Source organism: Companilactobacillus halodurans, assembly GCF_009600985.1.
Lineage (GTDB): Bacteria > Bacillota > Bacilli > Lactobacillales > Lactobacillaceae > Companilactobacillus > Companilactobacillus halodurans.
The window spans coordinates 1-19182 of the sequence record NZ_VDFP01000002.1; the positions used below are offsets into that span (position 1 = coordinate 1).

At 35.3% G+C, this 19182-nt stretch carries 23 protein-coding genes, 1 tRNA gene and 1 other annotated feature; of the genes, 20 read left to right on the forward strand and 4 right to left on the reverse strand.

The window, feature by feature from the left end; all coding sequences use genetic code 11:
- Positions 1-197: 197 nt before the first annotated feature.
- The 3 genes from FHL06_RS01315 to FHL06_RS01320 all read right to left on the reverse strand — a co-directional run bounded on the left by FHL06_RS01315 (position 198) and on the right by FHL06_RS01320 (position 924).
- Positions 198-271, reverse strand: a tRNA-Arg gene (locus FHL06_RS01315).
- Between the two features lie 144 nt (positions 272-415).
- On the reverse strand, positions 416-538 hold the full coding sequence (locus FHL06_RS14880; protein WP_272950434.1) for a hypothetical protein: 123 nt from the start codon (positions 536-538) through the stop codon (positions 416-418).
- 194 nt (positions 539-732) lie between these two features.
- Positions 733-924 carry a hypothetical protein gene (locus FHL06_RS01320; RefSeq protein ID WP_153384449.1) on the reverse strand — a complete coding sequence of 64 codons (192 nt, stop codon included), beginning with the start codon at positions 922-924 and terminating at the stop codon, positions 733-735.
- A 186-nt stretch (positions 925-1110) separates the two neighbouring features.
- Here FHL06_RS01320 and FHL06_RS01325 point away from each other — a divergent pair, with 186 nt between their 5' ends.
- The 15 genes from FHL06_RS01325 (at position 1111) to recN (ending at position 13043) form a co-directional block, all read left to right on the forward strand.
- Positions 1111-2511 carry a carboxylesterase family protein gene (locus FHL06_RS01325; RefSeq protein ID WP_153384450.1) on the forward strand — a complete coding sequence of 467 codons (1401 nt, stop codon included), beginning with the start codon at positions 1111-1113 and terminating at the stop codon, positions 2509-2511.
- A gap of 143 nt (positions 2512-2654) precedes the next feature.
- The gene (locus FHL06_RS01330; RefSeq protein ID WP_153384451.1) at positions 2655-2906 is read left to right on the forward strand and encodes a hypothetical protein; all 252 of its coding nucleotides are present in this window, start codon (positions 2655-2657) and stop codon (positions 2904-2906) included.
- A gap of 95 nt (positions 2907-3001) precedes the next feature.
- Complete coding sequence (locus tag FHL06_RS01335; RefSeq protein ID WP_153384452.1) at positions 3002-4567, forward strand: hypothetical protein; 1566 nt, start codon at positions 3002-3004, stop codon at positions 4565-4567.
- Between the two features lie 44 nt (positions 4568-4611).
- Positions 4612-4679 (forward strand) — a sequence feature (ribosomal protein L21 leader region).
- Between the two features lie 9 nt (positions 4680-4688).
- On the forward strand, positions 4689-5000 hold the full coding sequence (gene rplU / locus FHL06_RS01340) for a 50S ribosomal protein L21 (protein WP_059073571.1): 312 nt from the start codon (positions 4689-4691) through the stop codon (positions 4998-5000).
- A gap of 2 nt (positions 5001-5002) precedes the next feature.
- Entirely contained in the window at positions 5003-5347 is a 345-nt protein-coding gene (locus FHL06_RS01345; RefSeq protein ID WP_153384453.1) for a ribosomal-processing cysteine protease Prp, read from the forward strand.
- A gap of 12 nt (positions 5348-5359) precedes the next feature.
- On the forward strand, positions 5360-5632 hold the full coding sequence (gene rpmA / locus FHL06_RS01350) for a 50S ribosomal protein L27 (protein ID WP_153384454.1): 273 nt from the start codon (positions 5360-5362) through the stop codon (positions 5630-5632).
- A gap of 135 nt (positions 5633-5767) precedes the next feature.
- Entirely contained in the window at positions 5768-6331 is a 564-nt protein-coding gene (gene efp / locus FHL06_RS01355) for an elongation factor P (RefSeq protein WP_153384455.1), read from the forward strand.
- Positions 6332-6354: 23 nt separating this feature from the next.
- On the forward strand, positions 6355-6774 hold the full coding sequence (locus FHL06_RS01360) for an Asp23/Gls24 family envelope stress response protein (protein ID WP_153384456.1): 420 nt from the start codon (positions 6355-6357) through the stop codon (positions 6772-6774).
- 5 nt (positions 6775-6779) lie between these two features.
- Positions 6780-7184 carry a transcription antitermination factor NusB gene (nusB, locus tag FHL06_RS01365; RefSeq protein ID WP_162000186.1) on the forward strand — a complete coding sequence of 135 codons (405 nt, stop codon included), beginning with the start codon at positions 6780-6782 and terminating at the stop codon, positions 7182-7184.
- Positions 7185-7210: 26 nt separating this feature from the next.
- A complete protein-coding gene (locus FHL06_RS01370) occupies positions 7211-8071 on the forward strand; it encodes a bifunctional 5,10-methylenetetrahydrofolate dehydrogenase/5,10-methenyltetrahydrofolate cyclohydrolase (protein WP_153384457.1) in 861 nt (286 codons plus the stop codon).
- Complete coding sequence (gene xseA / locus FHL06_RS01375; protein ID WP_153384458.1) at positions 8064-9413, forward strand: exodeoxyribonuclease VII large subunit; 1350 nt, start codon at positions 8064-8066, stop codon at positions 9411-9413. The genes FHL06_RS01370 and xseA overlap by 8 nt, the downstream gene beginning before the upstream one ends.
- Positions 9406-9654 carry an exodeoxyribonuclease VII small subunit gene (locus FHL06_RS01380; RefSeq protein ID WP_153384459.1) on the forward strand — a complete coding sequence of 83 codons (249 nt, stop codon included), beginning with the start codon at positions 9406-9408 and terminating at the stop codon, positions 9652-9654. The genes xseA and FHL06_RS01380 overlap by 8 nt, the downstream gene beginning before the upstream one ends.
- A gap of 2 nt (positions 9655-9656) precedes the next feature.
- Positions 9657-10505 (forward strand): polyprenyl synthetase family protein, encoded by an 849-nt coding sequence (locus FHL06_RS01385; protein WP_153384460.1) that lies wholly within the window; start codon positions 9657-9659, stop codon positions 10503-10505.
- Positions 10506-10515: 10 nt separating this feature from the next.
- Positions 10516-11340, forward strand: coding sequence for a TlyA family RNA methyltransferase (locus tag FHL06_RS01390; protein ID WP_153384461.1), 825 nt, complete (start codon positions 10516-10518; stop codon positions 11338-11340).
- 8 nt (positions 11341-11348) lie between these two features.
- Positions 11349-13043 carry a DNA repair protein RecN gene (gene recN / locus FHL06_RS01395; RefSeq protein WP_153384462.1) on the forward strand — a complete coding sequence of 565 codons (1695 nt, stop codon included), beginning with the start codon at positions 11349-11351 and terminating at the stop codon, positions 13041-13043.
- Here the strand turns inward: recN and FHL06_RS01400 are convergent.
- Positions 13035-13355, reverse strand: coding sequence for a hypothetical protein (locus FHL06_RS01400; protein WP_153384463.1), 321 nt, complete (start codon positions 13353-13355; stop codon positions 13035-13037). The genes recN and FHL06_RS01400 overlap by 9 nt on opposite strands.
- A 178-nt stretch (positions 13356-13533) precedes the next feature.
- Between FHL06_RS01400 and gmk the strand changes: the two genes are divergently transcribed.
- From gmk to rsmB, 5 genes are all read left to right on the forward strand, one after another.
- Positions 13534-14145, forward strand: coding sequence for a guanylate kinase (gmk, locus tag FHL06_RS01405; protein ID WP_337692517.1), 612 nt, complete (start codon positions 13534-13536; stop codon positions 14143-14145).
- Positions 14146-14151: 6 nt separating this feature from the next.
- Complete coding sequence (gene rpoZ / locus FHL06_RS01410; protein WP_153384465.1) at positions 14152-14409, forward strand: DNA-directed RNA polymerase subunit omega; 258 nt, start codon at positions 14152-14154, stop codon at positions 14407-14409.
- Between the two features lie 76 nt (positions 14410-14485).
- On the forward strand, positions 14486-16900 hold the full coding sequence (gene priA / locus FHL06_RS01415; protein WP_153384466.1) for a primosomal protein N': 2415 nt from the start codon (positions 14486-14488) through the stop codon (positions 16898-16900).
- A gap of 14 nt (positions 16901-16914) precedes the next feature.
- Complete coding sequence (fmt, locus tag FHL06_RS01420) at positions 16915-17865, forward strand: methionyl-tRNA formyltransferase (protein ID WP_153384467.1); 951 nt, start codon at positions 16915-16917, stop codon at positions 17863-17865.
- Positions 17855-19177, forward strand: a complete 1323-nt coding sequence (rsmB, locus tag FHL06_RS01425) for a 16S rRNA (cytosine(967)-C(5))-methyltransferase RsmB (RefSeq protein WP_153384468.1) — start codon at positions 17855-17857, stop codon at positions 19175-19177. The genes fmt and rsmB overlap by 11 nt, the downstream gene beginning before the upstream one ends.
- Positions 19178-19182: the final 5 nt, after the last annotated feature.

Below are 19182 nucleotides of genomic sequence, written 5' to 3' on the forward strand. Positions count from 1 at the left end.
TTGCATCAAGACGAAAAACCTCTTTCATTGTTTGTGGAGAACTCCAATGATACCTGATTTTTTCGTCTTGGTGTTTTTATTTTGGAATTTTATTGAAAGTGGCTAACTTGATTATAAAATTCGCCGTCATGAATTTTGATTTAGAAAATAAAAAAAGCCACTAGACAGGCATCTAGTGGCTAAATGATATAAAAAAATGTCACAGGTGAGATTCGAACTCACGACCTACGGTTTAGAAGACCGTTGCTCTATCCAACTGAGCCACTGTAACATCACTTTTACTATTATAGTGAAAAGGTTCTATTTATGTCAATGTAAATTTCAATATAAATTAAAAAAATCTTAGTTAAGATAAAATAAAAGGTCCACTTAAAATTAAGCGGACCGACCCTTATAATAATTTACTAAAATTGCGTCATTTGCCAAAGATAAAAGCCTTGTTCTCGGCTTCTAGTTCGGATAGTACTTCTCTATCATGAGTGGAAGTCTCGTTTTTTTCGGCTTTTAATAATGATTTGATCCAATTTGTCAATTTCATAATCTTCATCTCCGAAATAATTGCAGCTTTTTACGTCATCAGCTTCTGGACTTTTGCGTTTAAGATAAGGCTTCCGTTTCCCCTATCTATGACAATATTATAACAAAATTATTACATTTGACATAAAAATAGCTCTTATTTCGGCAAAAAAGATTTTTGAATCAAATATGACTATATATTTTAATTAAATTTGATTACTCTGGATCTGCAGATAATTCTTTCCGACGATCTTCAATAATGTTTTGAAGTTCGATTAAATCATCTAGTGTTGACTTTTTTCTGATGAAGCTTCGAGCCGATGAACGCATTGCAATATAGTTTGCGCGATCACGGTGGTTCTTGTGCCATTTTTCATTGGCACGCTTTTGAGCGTCTGTTAATACCATATATTTCTCTCCCTTAAAAAACATATCTTTGAAATTATATACAAGACTATTTAACTAGACAAGGAAAATTGAGAATATTTTACATATAAGTTTATTGTTAGACTGATTACATGAAAATCTTGTACATTATTATTATTAGTTTAAAATGTTAACTAAATCGGTATTTTGTTCATTGGGGGTTTATTAATGAAGAAGATAATAAAAACTACCACAGGTACTTATCACGGAACCGTTGACCATGATCACATTGATTTTCTAGGAATTCCTTTTGGTTATGGTCGGAGATTTAAACGAGCTGAAGAATTTTCTCTAGCAAAATTTGGACCAAATGAAGTAAATAAGCTTCATTATGCCGTACACCATGGCGTTCAACCAATGCAAGATGAAGCTTTGGATCAGTCGAATAAATTACGCTTCGGCGAAAATTGTTTGAATCTTGATATTTGTACCCCTGATATAGAAGGAAAATATCCAATTGTTATTGAATTGTATGGTGGAGGATTCTTAAGAGGTGGAAATCACAGTAAACAGATGTCTTGGCTTGACCACGAGTCAGTCGTTCACGTGGTTCCAAATTATCGTTTAGGACTCTTCGGCTGGAGTAAAGTCGAGGGCGGAGATACTAATGTTGGATTATCTGACCAATTGATGGCGATTCAGTGGGTCATCGACAATGCCAAAAGTTTCGGTGGCGATATCAAGAATCTTACTTTAGTAGGTTTATCAGCTGGGGCAAAATCAGTTAGTGCTTTAATGTCTTCGAATTCAAACCTTTTAGATTGGGTAAAAAAAATAATTGTCTTTTCTGGTGGAGTTCAAACAATCAGAGATTTACAAACAGCTAAAAAGGTTACAGAAAATATTTGTCGAGACAATAATATAAAATCGACTCAGGACCTTTTCAATTTGACAGATGATGGACTACAATTAGTACAGGAGCATACCTTAGGGACTCATATCTCAACTAATTGGTTCGGACCAGTCATTGATGATGATTTAATTTCAAGCAATTGGCAAGATAAATTGATTCAGCGTGTCAAGAGGACACATTTTAAGACAATCATTTCCGCCGGTACTAATGAATTAGGTGCATATCGGAAGATGAATATCAATCATTTGGAAAATGAGGTGATGGTCGATTTATTTGGTGAAAATGCTGGCATTTTAAAGCAGTCTTTGATTAAAGAACCATATTCTAAAAATGAATTTGTCAAAATGCTTGGAATGGCGATGTATACATTGCCAGGCAGACGATTAGCTGAACTATTGACCCAAAGAAGCGATGCAGAGGTTTATTGTAATTTAGCTAGGGTATATGAAGGACAGCACGGTGGAGTTATTCGTTATTTAAATACACCAGAAACTGAAATTAATATCGATTATCGTAAGAACCGCCGGAATTTCTTGAATCTTCTACGAGACTTTATCGCCACTGGTAAGCCATATGTGGAAGATATCAAGTACGAATGGCCCTTGTACGACAATGATCGATTAGTTTTGGAGCTAGATTCAGATGATTTGAAGAGTGTTTCAATCATAGGTCATCGTTATCCAGATGATTTACCATGGCAGTCTTACAAATTATAAAAAAATAAATACTGTCACATGAACGTTTATAGGTTACCGATAAAAATGTACCTTGCAAAAATTATAAGTAGAACTTACAATGAAACGGTTATGCTTTGAGTTTAAGCGTTTTTAATGCTTGGGATTTTAGAGGTGGACGAATTTTGAAAAGAAAGTTTGCGTTTATGATTACAATTGCTTTCATTCTTATAGATGTTTTTGCTGCGTTTTTGACGCAAGAAGCAATTATTAGTAATTTAATGGGCGTCTTAATCGGCGTTGGTCTAATCATTGCATTGATATTAATAACGAAAGTCTTAACGAAACTTAACATTAGACAGGGGAAATTAGTATTTGTAGCAGTCTTTTTCTTCTTAATTTTAGGACGTCTAGTTATGACTACATTAACTGTGTAGTAAAAAAATGAATATTATCAAAGGATTGTGTAGTATAGCACAATCCTTTTTTAGTATAATAATTTTATAAATTATTAATAAAAGGGAGTCATCCCATGTCTAATCGTTCATGGAAAAGAATAATTTTAGGGATTATTTTTTTATTGTTAAGCATTTTTTATAGTGTTATGTTTTTTCAAAAAGCTGCTTTCAGCGACACGATGATTTTTAATATTGCCCATCTGAAGAGTCTGGAAAATATTTTTTCTTCGCCAATCAATTTTGATTATTGGAATCATTCCGGAAGCCAAATCAACTTGTTTAGCCCGTGGCTGACTATTTTGTCTGGTTTTATCTTTTTAAATACCAATATTTCGTATGGATTTGCAACCTATTTAACGCTGATAACTTTTTTAACTTTCGTGAGCGCTTATTATTATATGAAACGTTTTTCAAAAGATACCTTTGAATCGTTATTAGTATCAGTCATTTATACTTTTTCCTTGAATAGATTTTTTCAGGTTTTTTTGGAACAGCGAATCGAAAATTATTTAGTCATGATCTTTTTGCCAATGGTCTATTACGGATTATTTTGTTTTTTAAAGAATAAAGACTGGCATTTGTTGACCTGGGGGATGCTGTTGGTGATTTGGACTTCTCCATATATGGCAATTGCCGTTTTGCTAACAATTATCCTAGCAATCCCACTAATGATTTTTTCTAAAACGACCCATCATTGGAAGTATTGGGGTCAATTGATTTTAAATGGATTATTACTTTTAGGAATGACTTTTTTGACGACAATTGGTTTTATAGGGCCACTGTTCTTAAAACAATGGCAAACAAAGTTTAGGCAAGCTGGAATTAAAAATCCTAATTTTGTAACTATGTACCAAAACTTGAATTTATCGTTGATGAAACAATATCTTTTGTTAGGAATTTTAATTTTATTAGTTCTATTATTATTGTTAATTTTTCTAAAGAGCAATTTCAGTTATAAAATCATTCTGATAGAAATGATTCCATTGATTTTGAGCCTATTTTATCGCTTAAAAATTCCGGGAATCGAAGTAAGCCGGCTTTATCCAGCTTTGTTAGGTATTCTGGATTTGTTTTTGACTATTATCGTAAGTCGAATAATTATTATGATTTTTCAAGAGACCTCAAGCGTTTGGAAACTTTTGCTGGTAATTGCTTTTGTGAGTGGCCTCAGTCTTCTCGTTTTTGAACAGGCGCAACAATTAAACTTTAAAAAGACGTTAAGTACTAGTGAAAATGTAAATTATGAAAAGTTTGTACTTGATTATCACGATCACGCGAGCCAAATCCAACCAAAATTTTTAGCCAATGGTAAAAAAACAAAAGTAACTTTTTATACGAAAAAAAGCGACTACTGGATTCAATACTACAATCCAAAATCAGTTCAATTGGATTTGCCAATTCAAAGATATGATGGCTATCGTGTGCATTTGAACAATGAGTCTGTAAAAGTGACGACATCTAAACGACAAACATTGCAATTAAGAACGCATCCTGGTAAAAATATTATTGAGATTCATTCACGATATAATTTAATAAGTATACTTTTGCTTCTAATCAACTTAGTTGGATTTATTGGATTAGGATATTTGAGTTTAAAAAAATTCGTTTGGAAAACTAAAAAAAGTTCTTATAACGGTTGAAAAGTCAAGCAAAATTTGCTATATTTTATAAGTTGCAATCACTATTGCATCTACAACCGCTCAAAATTAGGTTTAAGCTATGTGCACCTAGTTGGCGAGTCTTAGAAAGGAGTGTACGCTTATGTACGCAATTATTAAAACTGGTGGTAAGCAATATAAGGTTGAAGAAAATTCTTCAATTTATGTTGAAAAGCTTGATGTCAAAGAAGGGGACGCAGTTACATTTGATGATGTAATCTTAGTTTCTGACGGCAAGTCTGTTAAAGTTGGTAGCCCTGTTGTTGAAGGTGCTAGTGTTTCTGGTAAGGTTGAAAAACAAGGTAAGGAAAAGAAAGTTGTTACTTACAAGTACAAACCTAAGAAGCATTCACACACAAAGACAGGTCACCGTCAACCATATACAAAGGTACTTATCGATAGTATCAAGGCTTAATCATGATTAGGGCAAGTTTTCACCAGAATTCAGATCAACAGATTGATTCTTTCTTAATTAAAGGGCATGCTGACTCAGGGCCATACGGTCAAGATTTAGTCTGTGCCGCCGTTTCGGCAGTCACGATTGGAACAATCAATAATCTGGAAAAACTTACTAAGGCCAAACCTCAGGTTGTCATGGATGAGGTAAATGGTGGTCATCTCGGCTGCCAATTTGACAAAGCGATATCACACGATACTGCCTTGTTATTGGATAACTTATTTTGGATATTGAAAGATATTGAGGGCAGTTATTCCAAAAACATTGAAGTCCAAGTACAAAAAAATAAAATAGATCTTGATTAGGAGGTAAACTTCATGCTTAAGATGAATTTACAATTTTTCTCTCACCATAAAGGTGGTGGATCAACAAGTAACGGCCGTGACTCAGCTGGTCGTAGATTAGGTGCTAAACGTGCTGATGGACAAGCTATTACTGCTGGTTCAATTATTTACAGACAACGTGGTACAAAGATTCACCCAGGTGCTAATGTTGGTCGCGGTGGCGACGATACATTGTTCGCACTTACTGATGGCGTTGTTAAGTTCGAAAGACTTGGCAAAGACGGAAAGAAAGTTTCAGTATACTAAGATATTGATTAAAAGAGGACAATGTTCCTCTTTTTTTTATATAATAAGTATGAGTTATTGCCATTAGTACTAAAATATTGGTAAGATAATGTGTAGTGTTCTATCGGCAAATTTTATGAACTAAGGGAGAATAGAATGTCAATTTCTGTAAATGATTTTAAAAATGGATTAACAATTGAAGTAAAAGATGGTATCTGGCGTGTTGTAGAATTCCAGCATGTTAAGCCTGGTAAGGGTAGCGCCTTTGTTCGTTCAAAGTTAAAGAACTTAAGAACTGGTGCCGTTCAAGAAATGACTTTTAGATCAACTGCTAAAGTTGAAAAAGCTAACATCGAAAACAAGAAGATGCAATATCTATATGCTGATGGTGAAAACCACGTCTTCATGGATACAACAACATACGAACAGTTGACTATCCCAGCAGAACAAATTCAAGAACAATTGAAGTACTTGAAAGAAAACATGGAAGTTAGCGTTTTGATGTATAATGGTGAAACAATTGGTGTCGATGTACCAAACACTGTTGACCTCAAGGTTGTCGAAACTCAAGCATCAATCAAGGGCGACACACAATCAGGTGGCTCAAAACCAGCTACTATGGAAACCGGTGTTGTTGTGCAAGTGCCATTCTTCGTCAATGAAGGCGATATGTTAACAATTAATACACAAGATGGTACTTACATTTCACGTGCTAATTAATAACTGATTATGGAGATAAGTTTATGGCTGAACAAAAATATGTTTCTCTACAACAAGATAGTGGAAAAATAAACGGTAATGTTGAAATATCACATCAGGTTATTGAAATCCTGTTAGGGATTGCTACAAATCAAGTTGATGGTGTATACGAAATGCGCGGAACTATTTCTAGTCGAATAGATTCACTTTTCGGAAGAATCAACCATGGTAAGGGCGTTGATGTGTCATTCAATGATGACAAAATATCTGCAGATGTATATGTATATTTGGATTATGGCGTATCAATTCCCAAAGTATCATTGGAGATTCAAAAATCAGCCATTGAGCAACTTGAATTCATGACCGATTTAGATTTAAGTGAAATTAACGTACATGTTGTAGGATTGATCGCTAAAAAAGAAACTGGCGAAATAGAACGTGTAACAACAGATAAAAAGGAATAAAACTAGTGATAAGTAGACATAAAATCAGAGAACTCGCAGTTCAATCACTATTTTCTATCGAGACTACTAAGGATGCTCCGCAAGACGCTATTTCTTCTACCATGCAATTATGCGATTTAGCTGATGAAGCGGTACCAGATTATTTAACTTTTTTAGTTTCAGGTGTAGTTGAACATCAAGATGAACTTGATAAAGAAATTGCCGCTCATTTGAAGAATAAATGGACAGTCCAACGTCTGTCCAAAATCGATCGCGTAATTTTACATGTTGGGTTATTTGAAATGGAAAACAGTTTGGAAGTTCCAAGAAAAGTAGCTATCGATGAAGCTATCGTTTTAGCTAGCGATTTTGGAGATAAGGACTCAAAGTCCTTCGTTAATGGTATTTTATCTAATTTTGTAGAAGGGTAAGGGCTGGTATATTTACCAGCCTTTTTATGGTGATTAGTGTGAAATTATTAGAAGGTAAAAAAGTAGCTCAAGCATTAGATGAAACAATGACAAAACGAGTTGAAGAATTGAAAGCTAAGGGCGTTACTCCTGGACTAGCCGTGATTTTAGTTGGTGACAACAGTGCTAGTGCTGTTTATGTTCGTAATAAGAAACGCCGTGCTGAAAAATTGGGAATTAATTTTCAATTGATTCATTTTGAACAAGATGTAACTGAAAAAGAATTGTTAACAAAAATCGATGAACTGAACCATGATAAAAATATTGATGGCTTCATCGTTCAATTACCAGTTCCAGATCATATTGATGAAGATAAGGTAATTGAAGCAATTGATCCAAGAAAAGACGTTGATGGCTTTACTCCTATCAGCGTTGGAAATCTCTGGATTGGTACACCTCTGACAAAACCAGCTACAGCTTCAGGTATTTTAATGATGCTCGACCACTATAAGGTTGATCTTGATGGCAAAAATGTTGTGATCGTTGGTCGTAGCAATATTGTTGGTAAGCCAACGGCTGCTTTAATGCTTGATCGTAATGCCACTGTTACGATTACGCACTCTCACACTAAGAACCTTAAAGAAATCACAAGTAAGGCTGATGTGCTAGTTGTAGCCATTGGTCAAGCTAAGTTCATCAAAAAAGACTACGTCAAAGACCAAGCCATTGTGGTCGATGTAGGAATGGATCGTGATGAAAATGGAAAACTTTGTGGCGACGTTGATTTCGATGATGTTTCCGATAAAGTTTCAATGATTACACCTGTTCCAGGTGGCGTTGGTCCGATGACAATCACAGCTTTGGTTGACCAAGTGATTGAATTAGCTGAAGGCAGGGCAAATGGATAGTGATAAGTATTTAACAGTTACCGCTTTGAGCCAATACTTAAAAAGAAAATTTGACGTGGACCCTTATTTGGGACACGTCTATTTAATGGGCGAAATATCTAACTTTCGATTAAGGAAAAATGGTCACCAATATTTTTCTTTGAAAGATGATAAAAGCAAGATTTCAGCGATAATGTTTAAAAGTAAATTCGAAAAGGTGAAATTTAAACCTGAAGAGGGGATGCAAGTCTTAGTTCAAGGCAGAATTTCTCTTTATGAACCCTCTGGCTCTTATCAAATCTATATTGATTCGATGGAACCAGTTGGTTTGGGGGCTTTATATGCGGCTTATGAGCAGTTAAAGAAAAAGTTAGCTGCTCAGGGCGTATTTGATTTGCCCAAAAAAGAAATCGTTAAATTTCCTAAGCGAATCGCAGTGGTAACGAGTCAATCTGGTGCAGTCATCCATGATATTATGACTACTGTTGCAAGACGTTTTCCAATCGTACAAATCGTTTTATATCCAGCGGTAGTCCAAGGTGAAGAAGCTGCTGGAACAATCGTGCAACAATTAAAACGAATCAATGAAGATGGCAATTACGATACGATTATCATTGGTCGTGGCGGTGGTTCAATTGAAGACTTATGGCCTTTTAATGAAGAAATAGTGGCTCAAGCAATCGTGCAAAGCAAGATTCCTGTTATTAGTTCAGTTGGACATGAGACTGATACCACGATTGCTGATTTGGTGGCTGATTTACGTGCAGCTACACCTACGGCTGCTGCAGAATTGGCAACTCCTGTTTTAAGTGATGTCATAACTCATTTGCAGGACTTGCAGACACGCCTTTACAGGGCACAAATGAATATTATTAATAACGACAAGCAAAGGGTCGATTCATTGTCTCAGAACGTCTTTTTGCAGCATCCAGAGCGAATCTATGACGTTTACTTACAAAAAGTTGATTATTTGCAAGATAAATTGCGTCAAAACGTTACTAATAATTTGAATCAATCTAAAACGAGATTGATTCAAGATGCTAATCGTTTAGTTCAAGTTTCACCTCGAGATAAAATTTATAGTTACGGCAATCAGGTAAATCGTTACTATCAAATTTTAATCAATAATGTAAATAAAGTTATCAATAAAAATCGTAATATATTTAATAGTCAGGTCGCAACGCTTGATTCTTTAAGTCCTTTGAAGACTCTAAGTCGTGGTTATGCAATTCCAACCAATAAAGCGGGTAAGGTTTTAAAAGACGTGACTGATTATCAGGTCAATCAAGAAGTTGACCTAAAAGTTAAAAATGGTAGTGTAAAGTTAATGACCAAAGAAGTAAGTGAGGATAATAATGGCTGAGAAAAAGAAAACATTTGAAGAAAATTTGGCTGATCTTGAGGCAATTGTTACCAACCTTGAATCAGGGAATGTTCCCTTAGAAGAGGCCATGGAAAAATTCAAAAAAGGTGTTACTTTAAGTAAAGAACTTGAAAAAACACTTAGTGACGCTGAACAGACAGTGACTAAGATCATGACTAAAGATGGTCAAGAAATTGATGTGAAAAATGATCAAAGCAATCAAGATGAAGGAAATGATTAGTAATGCAAATTAAAAAGTTTCCAGAGTTTTGCGAACAGGTTTTACCTGATTTCAATAAATTTTTGAATGATAAGCTAAATTCTGAGGTCAAACAAGACACATTAAGAGAAGCAATGCTGTATTCGCTCAATGCAGGCGGCAAGAGAGTTCGCCCAATGCTATTTTTAGCTACTGCTTATTCTTCCGGCGTCAAGTTGGAAGATTTATCAGATTATTTTGATATTGCTGGAGCAATTGAATTAGTTCATACTTATTCTTTGATTCACGATGATTTGCCTGAAATGGATGATAGCGATTATCGTCGTGGCAAATTAGCTAATCATAAGAAATTTGGAGTCGGTCCAGCTGTCTTAGCAGGCGATGGTCTGTTGACGCAAGCCTTTTATTGGATTGCTAAGTCTAATTTAAATACTGATAAACGTATGGCTGCTGTTAGAATTTTGGCCCACAACGCCGGTCCTATGGGAATGGTTGCTGGCCAAATGACTGATATCACCATGGAAGATAAGAAGCTATCAGAGAAAGATTTGACTACTTTGCATCAAGAAAAGACGGCCGATTTGATTGTTGCTGCCGTGACTATCGGGGCTTTTTGCGCCGATCACGAGTTATCGAAGAATTTGGTTTTGTATGCCAACAGCATTGGTCTCGCTTTTCAGCTTAAAGATGACTTAGATGACGCTGATGATGGTGAAGATGCTGATAAGAATACTTTCCCAAATTTGATTGGTAAAAAAGCCACTGAAGATAAATTAGCCGATTTAATCAAGCAAGCACTCAACGCAGTTTTAAAAGAAGAAAAATTCGATAAGAATTTATTGGTAAACTTTTTGGATTATTTTAAAGAATAGGTGACACATATTGGCAAAAAAAAGAATTGATGTTTTATTAGTTGAACAAAATTTATTTGAATCAAGAGAACAAGCTAAGCGCTCCGTGATGGCTGGTGAAGTTTATAATCAAGACAATTTACGCTTTGACAAGCCGGGTGAAAAAGTTGATCCGGATACTATTTTTCATTTGGCCAAGAATGCACATAGTAAATATGTCAGCCGTGGCGGTTACAAACTAGAAAAGGCAATTAAGTCGTTTGATATTGATTTGAGCGACCGTATTTGTCTTGATATTGGTTCCTCCACAGGTGGCTTTACTGATGTCGCCTTACAAAATGGTGCTACTAAGGTCTATGCCTTGGATGTTGGTTACAATCAATTAGCTTGGAAATTGCGTCAAGATAAACGAGTTGTCGTTATGGAACGTGTCAACTTTAGATACAGCAAACCAGAAGATTTTCAAGAAGGCTTGCCACAATTTGCGATGACTGATGTTTCATTTATTTCTTTGGAACTAATTTTGCCACCAATGTTCAACATCATTTTACCGGGTGCAGATGCTGTTTGCTTGATTAAGCCCCAATTTGAGGCTGGGCCTGAAAACGTTGGTAAACATGGAATCGTTCGCGACCATAAAGTTCACCAAATGGTTCTAGAAAAAATAACTAGTTTTGCTAAAAATGCCGGATTTATCGTTTCCGGTTTAGACTTCTCACCAATTAAGGGTGGCGAAGGAAATATTGAATTTTTAATGCATATCAGAAAACCAGAAGAGAAACAAGCTGGCGAAATCCTAGATAGTGTTTCAATTGAACAAACAATGGAAGCAGCATACTCAAATCTCAATAAATAGGTGAAATAATGCTAAAAAAACTAATAATCAATAATTTTGCAATCATCAATAAATTACAGATTGATTTTCGTGATGGGATGACTGCTTTAACTGGTGAGACTGGTGCCGGTAAGTCAATTATTATCGATGCCTTAGGATTATTGGTTGGAAGTAGATCATCGATTGATTTTATTAGAACAGGGCAGGAGCAATTAAAAGTACAAGGACTATTTGAGGTCAAATCAGGTAGTCCTCTTTTTGCTATATTGGACGAATACGGAATTGCTCATGAAGATCGTCAAATCATTATCAAACGAGAAATCAATCGCAAAGGTCGTAATGTTTGTCGGGTCAATAATGAATTAGTTAAGACCAATGTTTTACGACAAATGGGCCAATTCCTTGTTGAGATTCATGGTCAAAATCAACAACAAGAATTACTTGATGAAGAAAATCATATTAATATTTTGGATCGTTTTGCTGATGATAAATTTCAAAAGCAATTGGCCAAGTATCAAAATATTTATACCAATTATCAGGAAAAGCGCAGCCGCTTGCGCACGATTCAAAAAAATTCTCAGAATTTGGCTCAACGAATCGATATGTTGAAATTTCAAATTGAAGAGATTGACAGTGCACAAATAAAGGCTGGAGAAGATGACCAGCTAGAAGATGAAAAAAATCAATTAGCTAACTTTGAAAAAATCAGTTCAGCTTTACAAGAAAGCTATCGCGGTTTGTCTGAAAATAATGTGGGTGTGGTCGACGCTTTAGGTAATGTTCGTGATCAATTAGAAGATATTATGGATTATGATAATTCTTATAAAGAATTATATGATTCAGTTAATGGTGCTTATTATCAATTGCAAGATAATGCAGCGACGATTTCCGACCAATTAGAAAATTTAGATTTTGATGAAGGCCGTTTGGATAATATTCAAAAGCGTTTAATTACTTTAGATAGTTTGAAAAAGAAATATGGTCCTACCTTAGATGAAGTAATCGACTTTGGTAAAAAAGCTCATCAAGAACTGTCAGAAATTGATATTGATGACAACACTGAAGATAAATTAACTTCTGAAATAGATAAATTGCAGTCTGAATTGATTGATCTGGGAAAAGATTTATCGAAAAAGCGTCATAAAACAGCCACGACTTTGGAAAAATCGATTAATCATCAATTAAAAGATTTATACATGCCTAATGCTAAATTTGGAGTATCGTTTGTTTCCGGTGATGAATCATTGGCTGATAATGGGATTGATCAAATTCAATTCGATTTGAAGACTAATGTTGGTGAAGACTACAAGCCATTGGTTAAAGTTGCCTCTGGCGGTGAGCTTTCTCGAGTGATTTTAGCTTTCGAAGCAATTATTGCCGAAAAGATGAATGTGGAAACGATTGTTTTTGATGAAATAGATACTGGTGTCAGCGGCCGTGTTGCACAAGCCATTGGCGATAAAATCTATAAAGTTTCACAATCATTGCAGGTTCTTTGCATTACGCACTTGCCTCAAGTGGCAGCAATGAGCGACTTACAATTTGAGATAAAAAAAGAGACCGTTAAGGATAAAACTGAAACAAAAGTTTCATTACTTAACGATCACCAAAGAATTGAAGAGATATCATTGATGTTAGCAGGGACTAAGGTAACTGACTTAACCAGAGAACATGCCCAAGAATTGTTGGAATTAGCTCAAGGCGAACAAAAACGCTTAGATTAAATTAATCGACTTAACTAAATTTAACGAAACGATGCTAAAAAGCTTGGAATTGACCTGAAAAACGTATTTATTTTGATTAACTTGTGAAACAAATTTGCCTTGAACTTGTTTGTCGTTTAACATTGTAATAACGACAGAATAATTTTTTTGGAAACTTTGTTCTGCAAAAATTTCTAATTGCATTAAAGGCATTTGCTTTATTTTGATTTTGGGTGCAGTTTTGATGTTAAAATCAAAATTGTTATTAATAAAATTGGTTGTATTGTTGATTAAATTTGCAGTGAAACGATTACGTAATTGTCTTGCTTGCATTTTTAAGCCCCCGAACACTTGTTTGTACTTACATTATACGAACCTGTGTTCGAAAGAGCAACTTTATTTTGTTATTTCTTAAGTAATTTTTATCATGTAAAAGCCTAAAGTCTTGAAAAACATATGAATTTATTGCATGATAGATAACATATTATAAATAGATAGTAGGGATATTTTAATTATGTCAAGGGGAATGTTAATCGTTTTATCAGGTCCATCTGGAGTAGGTAAAGGAACTGTTCGCAAAGCAATGTTAAAGAATTCTTCAATTAAATTTGATTATTCTGTTTCGATGACTACTCGCCAAATGCGTCCCGGAGAAGTCGATGGAGTCGATTATTATTTCCGAACAAATGATGAATTTGAAGAAGAAATAAAAAATGGCGGAATGCTTGAATATGCTAAATACGTTGATCATTACTATGGAACTCCTTTAAAGTACGTCAATCAAAAGCTAGATGCTGGAATTGACGTTTTATTGGAGATTGAAGTTAATGGTGCAATGCAAGTCCGTGAAAAGATGCCCGATGGCGTGTTTATTTTCCTTACGCCACCTGATTTGACTAGCTTAAGAGATAGAATCACTCATCGTGGAACTGATGATGAAAAGACTATTGATAAGCGCATGGAAAAAGCCAAAAAAGAAATTCAAATGATGACAAGCTATGACTATGCCGTCGCTAATGATAAAATACCTAATGCAGTTGAAAAAATTGAAGGTATAATTAGAAGTGAACACTTAAGAGTGCCACGTGTAATTGATAAATATAAAAAAATAATAGGAGATTGATAAGTTATGATTATTTATCCATCCATTGATAAACTTTTAGATCGAGTTGATTCTCGTTACTCACTAGCAGTTTTAGCTGCTAAGAGAGCTCACCAATTAGAAGCTGGCGATATTGAATTATTGAACAAGTATGAATCACCAAGAACAGTTGGTCGTGCTTTTGAGGAAATTGCTGATGACAAGATTGAAATAGATCCTAATTCAATTCTTCTTGAAAAAGAAGCCGAAAAGGTTGAAGAAGAGAAAAAAGAAGAAAACGAATAAAATTATTCCTTCACTGATTTTCGAATTAGTGGGGGCTTTTTTATTCTTAAGTGAAAAATTTAAATAGGTGGTTTTTATGTCAGTAGCTGAAGTGATTGTTGATGTACCTACTATGCAAACTAATCGACCATTTGAATATCAGATACCAGAAGCATTAGAAGATGTAGTTGTTGCCGGTATGAGGGTGGAAGTCCCATTTGGTCGAGGTAAAAGAAGAATACAAGGATTTGTCATGAAGGTTAAAGATACTAGTGACTTTCAAGGCAAATTAAAACCTATTATACGTGTGATCGATTTAAAGCCAGTTTTATCTAAAGAAATGTTGGACTTATCTTATTGGCTAGCTGATCGGACGTATTCTTTTCAGATATCCTGTTTACAGACTATGTTGCCAAGCGTAATGCGGGCTAAATATAAAGAATATGTGATTCCATTAGATGATGCTAAAAACGATTCTGAAGTGGAAAATTTGCTAAATGGAGCCCAAACTCTAGAGATAACTAATCAAACTGATGAAAAAACTGTCAGGAAAATTAATAAACTACGAAAGGCAAAAAAAGTAGATATTCAATATGTTGTGGAAAATCACGCTTTACAAATAAAGCGTCAGGCTGTGACGACAGATTTGAATGTGATTCAACTCCATGAACAAAAGAGTAAATTACGTGCTAATGCTAAAGCACAAATAAAATTGCTCGACTTTTTAGCCAACCATTTAGGAGATCTTCCAGTCGAATTTAATGTTTTGCAAAAAGAATATGGAATTTCAAGAGCAGCAATCAAGACAGCTGAAAAAAATAATTTAGTTAAAGTAGTTGAAGTCACTAAATTACGTAAACCAGTTGGAATAAATGCTAAGAAAACTACAAATTTAGATTTAACTCCTGAACAAAAAACTGCCGTCGATAAAATTAATAGCTCGATTGTTAAAGAAGACCCACAGACTTACTTGATTGAAGGAGTCACAGGGAGTGGTAAGACAGAAGTTTATCTCCAGGCAATTGAAAAAGCTATTAAAAAGGGAAAAACGGCTTTGATGCTAGTTCCAGAAATTTCCTTAACGCCACAGATGGTCAATCGAGTGGTTGGTCGTTTCGGTGATCAAGTAGCGGTCCTACATAGCGGTTTATCTAGTGGCGAGCGTTATGACGAATGGACTCGGATTGAAAATCATCGTGTAAAAGTGGTTGTTGGCGCTAGAAGTGCCGTTTTTGCTCCCTTAGAAAAAATCGGTTTGATTATAATTGATGAGGAACATGAGGCTAGTTATAAACAAGACGATAATCCTAGATATCATGCAAGAGACGTAGCGTTGTGGCGAGCACAAGTCAACAAATGTCCAGTGGTCTTAGGAAGTGCGACTCCGTCACTAGAATCAAGAGCCAGAGCGCAAAAGGGCGTTTATCACTTGATTAGGATGACCAAGAGAATCAATAACCAAAATTTGCCACATGTACAAATCGTCGATATGCGGGATGCTGAAAATTCTGCAGTTAAAGGTGATTTTTCACCAGCCTTAAAAGAACATCTACAAGAAACTTTAAATCGGCATGAACAAGCAATCGTTTTGTTAAATCGTCGCGGTTATTCATCATTCATGATGTGTCGTGAATGTGGATTTGTTTTGAAGTGTCCCAATTGTGATGTTTCGCTGACTTATCATAAAGATTTACGTCGAATGAAGTGTCATTATTGCGGTCATGAAGAACCCGTACCAAATTCTTGCCCCAATTGTGGCAGCAAGAAGATTGGCTTTTATGGGACTGGCACACAAAATATTGAACAACAACTGAATGATTTGTTTCCTGAAGCAAGAATTTTACGAATGGATGTCGATACGACTAGAAGAAAGGGTGCTCATGCAAAAATTCTAGCCAAATTTGGCCAACATCAAGCTGATATTTTGTTGGGCACGCAGATGATTGCTAAAGGCTTAGATTTTCCAGATGTTACCTTGGTTGGAGTAATCAATGCTGATACGACTTTGAGTTTGGCAGATTTTCGAGCCAGTGAGAGGACCTTTCAACTTTTAACGCAGGTCAGTGGTCGAGCCGGTCGAGCTCAAAAGCCTGGTAAAGTAGTAATTCAAACGTTTAATCCTGATCACTATGCAATTAAGGATGCCGCCAAGCAAGACTACGAAACATTTTTCAAACAGGAAATGTTTATCCGTCATCAATCCAATTACACGCCATACTATTTCACGACTTTGATTAGTGTTGCTAATCAAGATGAAGGAAAAACTTTGAAACAGAGTTATTGGTTAAAAAAGCAGCTCCAAGGGGCATTGTCTAAGGATGCGATTCTTTTGGGACCTAGTCCGACGATGATTTCAAGAAAACAAAATAAATATTATTATCAAATTATTGTAAAATATAAACATGAGCCAAATTTACATCAACGATTGCTTGAAATTCTAAATGAAACGCAAGCTGATGCTAAACAAGGATATACAATTGCAATTGATAACGAACCACAACATATTGATTAAGCGAGGGTGATTGAATGACAAAAGTAATATTTTTAGGAACACCAGAATTTTCCGCTACTGTGCTTCGGGGACTTCTTAAAGAAGGGTATGACGTTATAGCGGCCGTAACGCAACCAGATAAGCCAGTTGGACGCAAACAAAAACTTCAAAAGAGTCCAGTTAAATTAATTGCTGAAGAAGAGAATATTAAATTATATCAACCAGCAAAATTGCCTGGTAGTCCAGAAGTTGAAGAGTTAAAAGAATTGAAGGCTGATTTGATTATCACAGCTGCTTACGGACAATTCTTGCCTACAAGTTTTTTGAATTCAGCTAAAGTTGCGGCAATCAATGTGCATGGCTCACTTTTGCCAAAATATCGTGGTGGCGCTCCAATCCAATGGTCGCTCTTAAATGGTGATAAGGAAACAGGGATTACCATTATGTACATGGTCAAGGGAATGGATGCCGGCGATATTATCAGTCAAGAAAAATTGCCAATTTCAAAAGACGATGATAATGGCAGTTTGTTTGAAAAATTAGCTATTGTTGGTCGTGAATTATTGCTAGATACGATTCCTAAGATTTTAAGCAATGATATTACGCCTATTAAACAAGATCCAGATAAGGTTGTTTTCTCACCTAATATCTCCAAAGAACAAGAAAAAATTGATTTTACTAAATCAGCACAACAAGTTTTCAACCAAATTAGAGCTTTAAGCCCTGATCCGGGTGCTTGGACAATGTTAGATGGTCAACGGACTAAGTTATACAAGACTGAAGTCGTGGACATCGATACTGACCAAGATGTTGGAACCGTTTATGATTTGGGCAAGAAGAAACTTATTATTGTTGCCGGTGACAAAAATGGCGTTTCAATTAAAAAGATTCAACCAGCCGGTAAAAAAGAAATGGATATTGCCAATTATATGAACGGATTAGGCAAAAACTTAGAAAAAGGACAACAAGTTATCAATGAAAAATAATCCCCGTGAATTAGCTGTGGAAGCATTAACTAGAATCTTTCAAAATAGAGCTTATTCAAATATCGAAATCAATAATATTTTAAATAAGGCCGATTTGTCAGATGCTGATAGTCGTTTGATGACAAATATTGTTTATGGCGTGATTCAAAATAAATATGTTTTGGAATATCAATTGGAACCATATTTGAAAGATAAGAAATTAGACTTGTGGCTAGATTTATTATTACAAACTGCGATTTACCAACTGGTTTACTTAGATAAAATTCCAGCTCATGCGGTTTTAAATGAATCGACTGAAATTGCTAAAGTAAAAGCCAATCGTGGTGCCGGTAATTTAGTTAACGCGGTTTTACGTAATTTTCAACGTAATGGCTATAAACAATTGCCAAAAAGTAATTCAGTTTACGATTTAAGTCGCTTATATAGCGTGCCACGTTGGTTAGTAAGTCAATTTATTGAGCAGCAAGGCTTAGCTAAAGCTAAAGAAATTTTGAAGTCGATCAATCAAGCTTCCAGCGTCTCGATTCGCGTTAATACTAATAAGACAACTGTGGCGGATTTGAAAAAGATTTTAAATGATAAAGGATTTGAAGTTCATCAAAGTAAAATTTCTTCAGTTGGACTAGTTTGTGATGGCGGCAATTTGGTCAATACGGATGAATTTAGGGATGGACTATATACGATTCAAGATGAGAGTTCAATGTTGGTTGCTCCAGCATTAGATATCAAGCCTGACAGTCACGTACTAGATGCCTGTGCTGCTCCTGGTGGCAAGACTACTCATATTGCCAGTTATATTAAAGATGGCGAAGTTACAGCTTTGGATATTCACAAACACAAAACTAAGTTGATTCGTGATAATAGCCAAAGAATGGGTTATAGCGATATTATTAGTACCGGAGCAATCGATGCTCGAAAAGCCAAGGATGTCCTCAACACAAAATTTGATCGAATTTTAGTTGATGCTCCTTGTTCTGGGTTAGGTTTGATTAGAAGAAAACCTGAATTAAGATACTTCCGTCAAGAAGAAGATCTTTTAAACTTACAAAGAGTACAGTTGCAAATTTTGGATAGTTTAGTTGATTTATTAGAAGTGAATGGAAAATTAGTTTTCAGTACTTGTACTTTTGATGAAGAAGAAAACGAAATGGTCGTAAAGAAATTCTTAGCAAAGCATGATAATTTTGCGATAGAGCCAGTTAAGCATGAAGCTGTGCTGGATAAATCAGTTAAAGATGGTATGCTCAAGGTATTACCTAGCGATTACTTTACAGACGGATTCTTTATAGCAACATTCGTTAGAAAAAATTAAAGAGG

What these genes read in the sequence shown, in the direction of transcription:
- FHL06_RS14880 (WP_272950434.1), bottom strand. Translation starts at nt 538, where the DNA reads ATGAAATTGACAAATTGGATCAAATCATTATTAAAAGCCGAAAAAAAC.
- FHL06_RS01320 (WP_153384449.1), bottom strand. Translation starts at nt 924, where the DNA reads ATGGTATTAACAGACGCTCAAAAGCGTGCCAATGAAAAATGGCACAAG.
- FHL06_RS01325 (WP_153384450.1), top strand. Translation starts at nt 1,111, where the DNA reads ATGAAGAAGATAATAAAAACTACCACAGGTACTTATCACGGAACCGTT.
- FHL06_RS01335 (WP_153384452.1), top strand. Translation starts at nt 3,002, where the DNA reads ATGTCTAATCGTTCATGGAAAAGAATAATTTTAGGGATTATTTTTTTA.
- rplU (WP_059073571.1), top strand. Translation starts at nt 4,689, where the DNA reads ATGTACGCAATTATTAAAACTGGTGGTAAGCAATATAAGGTTGAAGAA.
- FHL06_RS01345 (WP_153384453.1), top strand. Translation starts at nt 5,003, where the DNA reads ATGATTAGGGCAAGTTTTCACCAGAATTCAGATCAACAGATTGATTCT.
- rpmA (WP_153384454.1), top strand. Translation starts at nt 5,360, where the DNA reads ATGCTTAAGATGAATTTACAATTTTTCTCTCACCATAAAGGTGGTGGA.
- efp (WP_153384455.1), top strand. Translation starts at nt 5,768, where the DNA reads ATGTCAATTTCTGTAAATGATTTTAAAAATGGATTAACAATTGAAGTA.
- FHL06_RS01360 (WP_153384456.1), top strand. Translation starts at nt 6,355, where the DNA reads ATGGCTGAACAAAAATATGTTTCTCTACAACAAGATAGTGGAAAAATA.
- FHL06_RS01370 (WP_153384457.1), top strand. Translation starts at nt 7,211, where the DNA reads ATGGTGATTAGTGTGAAATTATTAGAAGGTAAAAAAGTAGCTCAAGCA.
- xseA (WP_153384458.1), top strand. Translation starts at nt 8,064, where the DNA reads ATGGATAGTGATAAGTATTTAACAGTTACCGCTTTGAGCCAATACTTA.
- FHL06_RS01380 (WP_153384459.1), top strand. Translation starts at nt 9,406, where the DNA reads ATGGCTGAGAAAAAGAAAACATTTGAAGAAAATTTGGCTGATCTTGAG.
- FHL06_RS01385 (WP_153384460.1), top strand. Translation starts at nt 9,657, where the DNA reads ATGCAAATTAAAAAGTTTCCAGAGTTTTGCGAACAGGTTTTACCTGAT.
- recN (WP_153384462.1), top strand. Translation starts at nt 11,349, where the DNA reads ATGCTAAAAAAACTAATAATCAATAATTTTGCAATCATCAATAAATTA.
- FHL06_RS01400 (WP_153384463.1), bottom strand. Translation starts at nt 13,355, where the DNA reads ATGCAAGCAAGACAATTACGTAATCGTTTCACTGCAAATTTAATCAAC.
- rpoZ (WP_153384465.1), top strand. Translation starts at nt 14,152, where the DNA reads ATGATTATTTATCCATCCATTGATAAACTTTTAGATCGAGTTGATTCT.
- priA (WP_153384466.1), top strand. Translation starts at nt 14,486, where the DNA reads ATGTCAGTAGCTGAAGTGATTGTTGATGTACCTACTATGCAAACTAAT.
- fmt (WP_153384467.1), top strand. Translation starts at nt 16,915, where the DNA reads ATGACAAAAGTAATATTTTTAGGAACACCAGAATTTTCCGCTACTGTG.
- rsmB (WP_153384468.1), top strand. Translation starts at nt 17,855, where the DNA reads ATGAAAAATAATCCCCGTGAATTAGCTGTGGAAGCATTAACTAGAATC.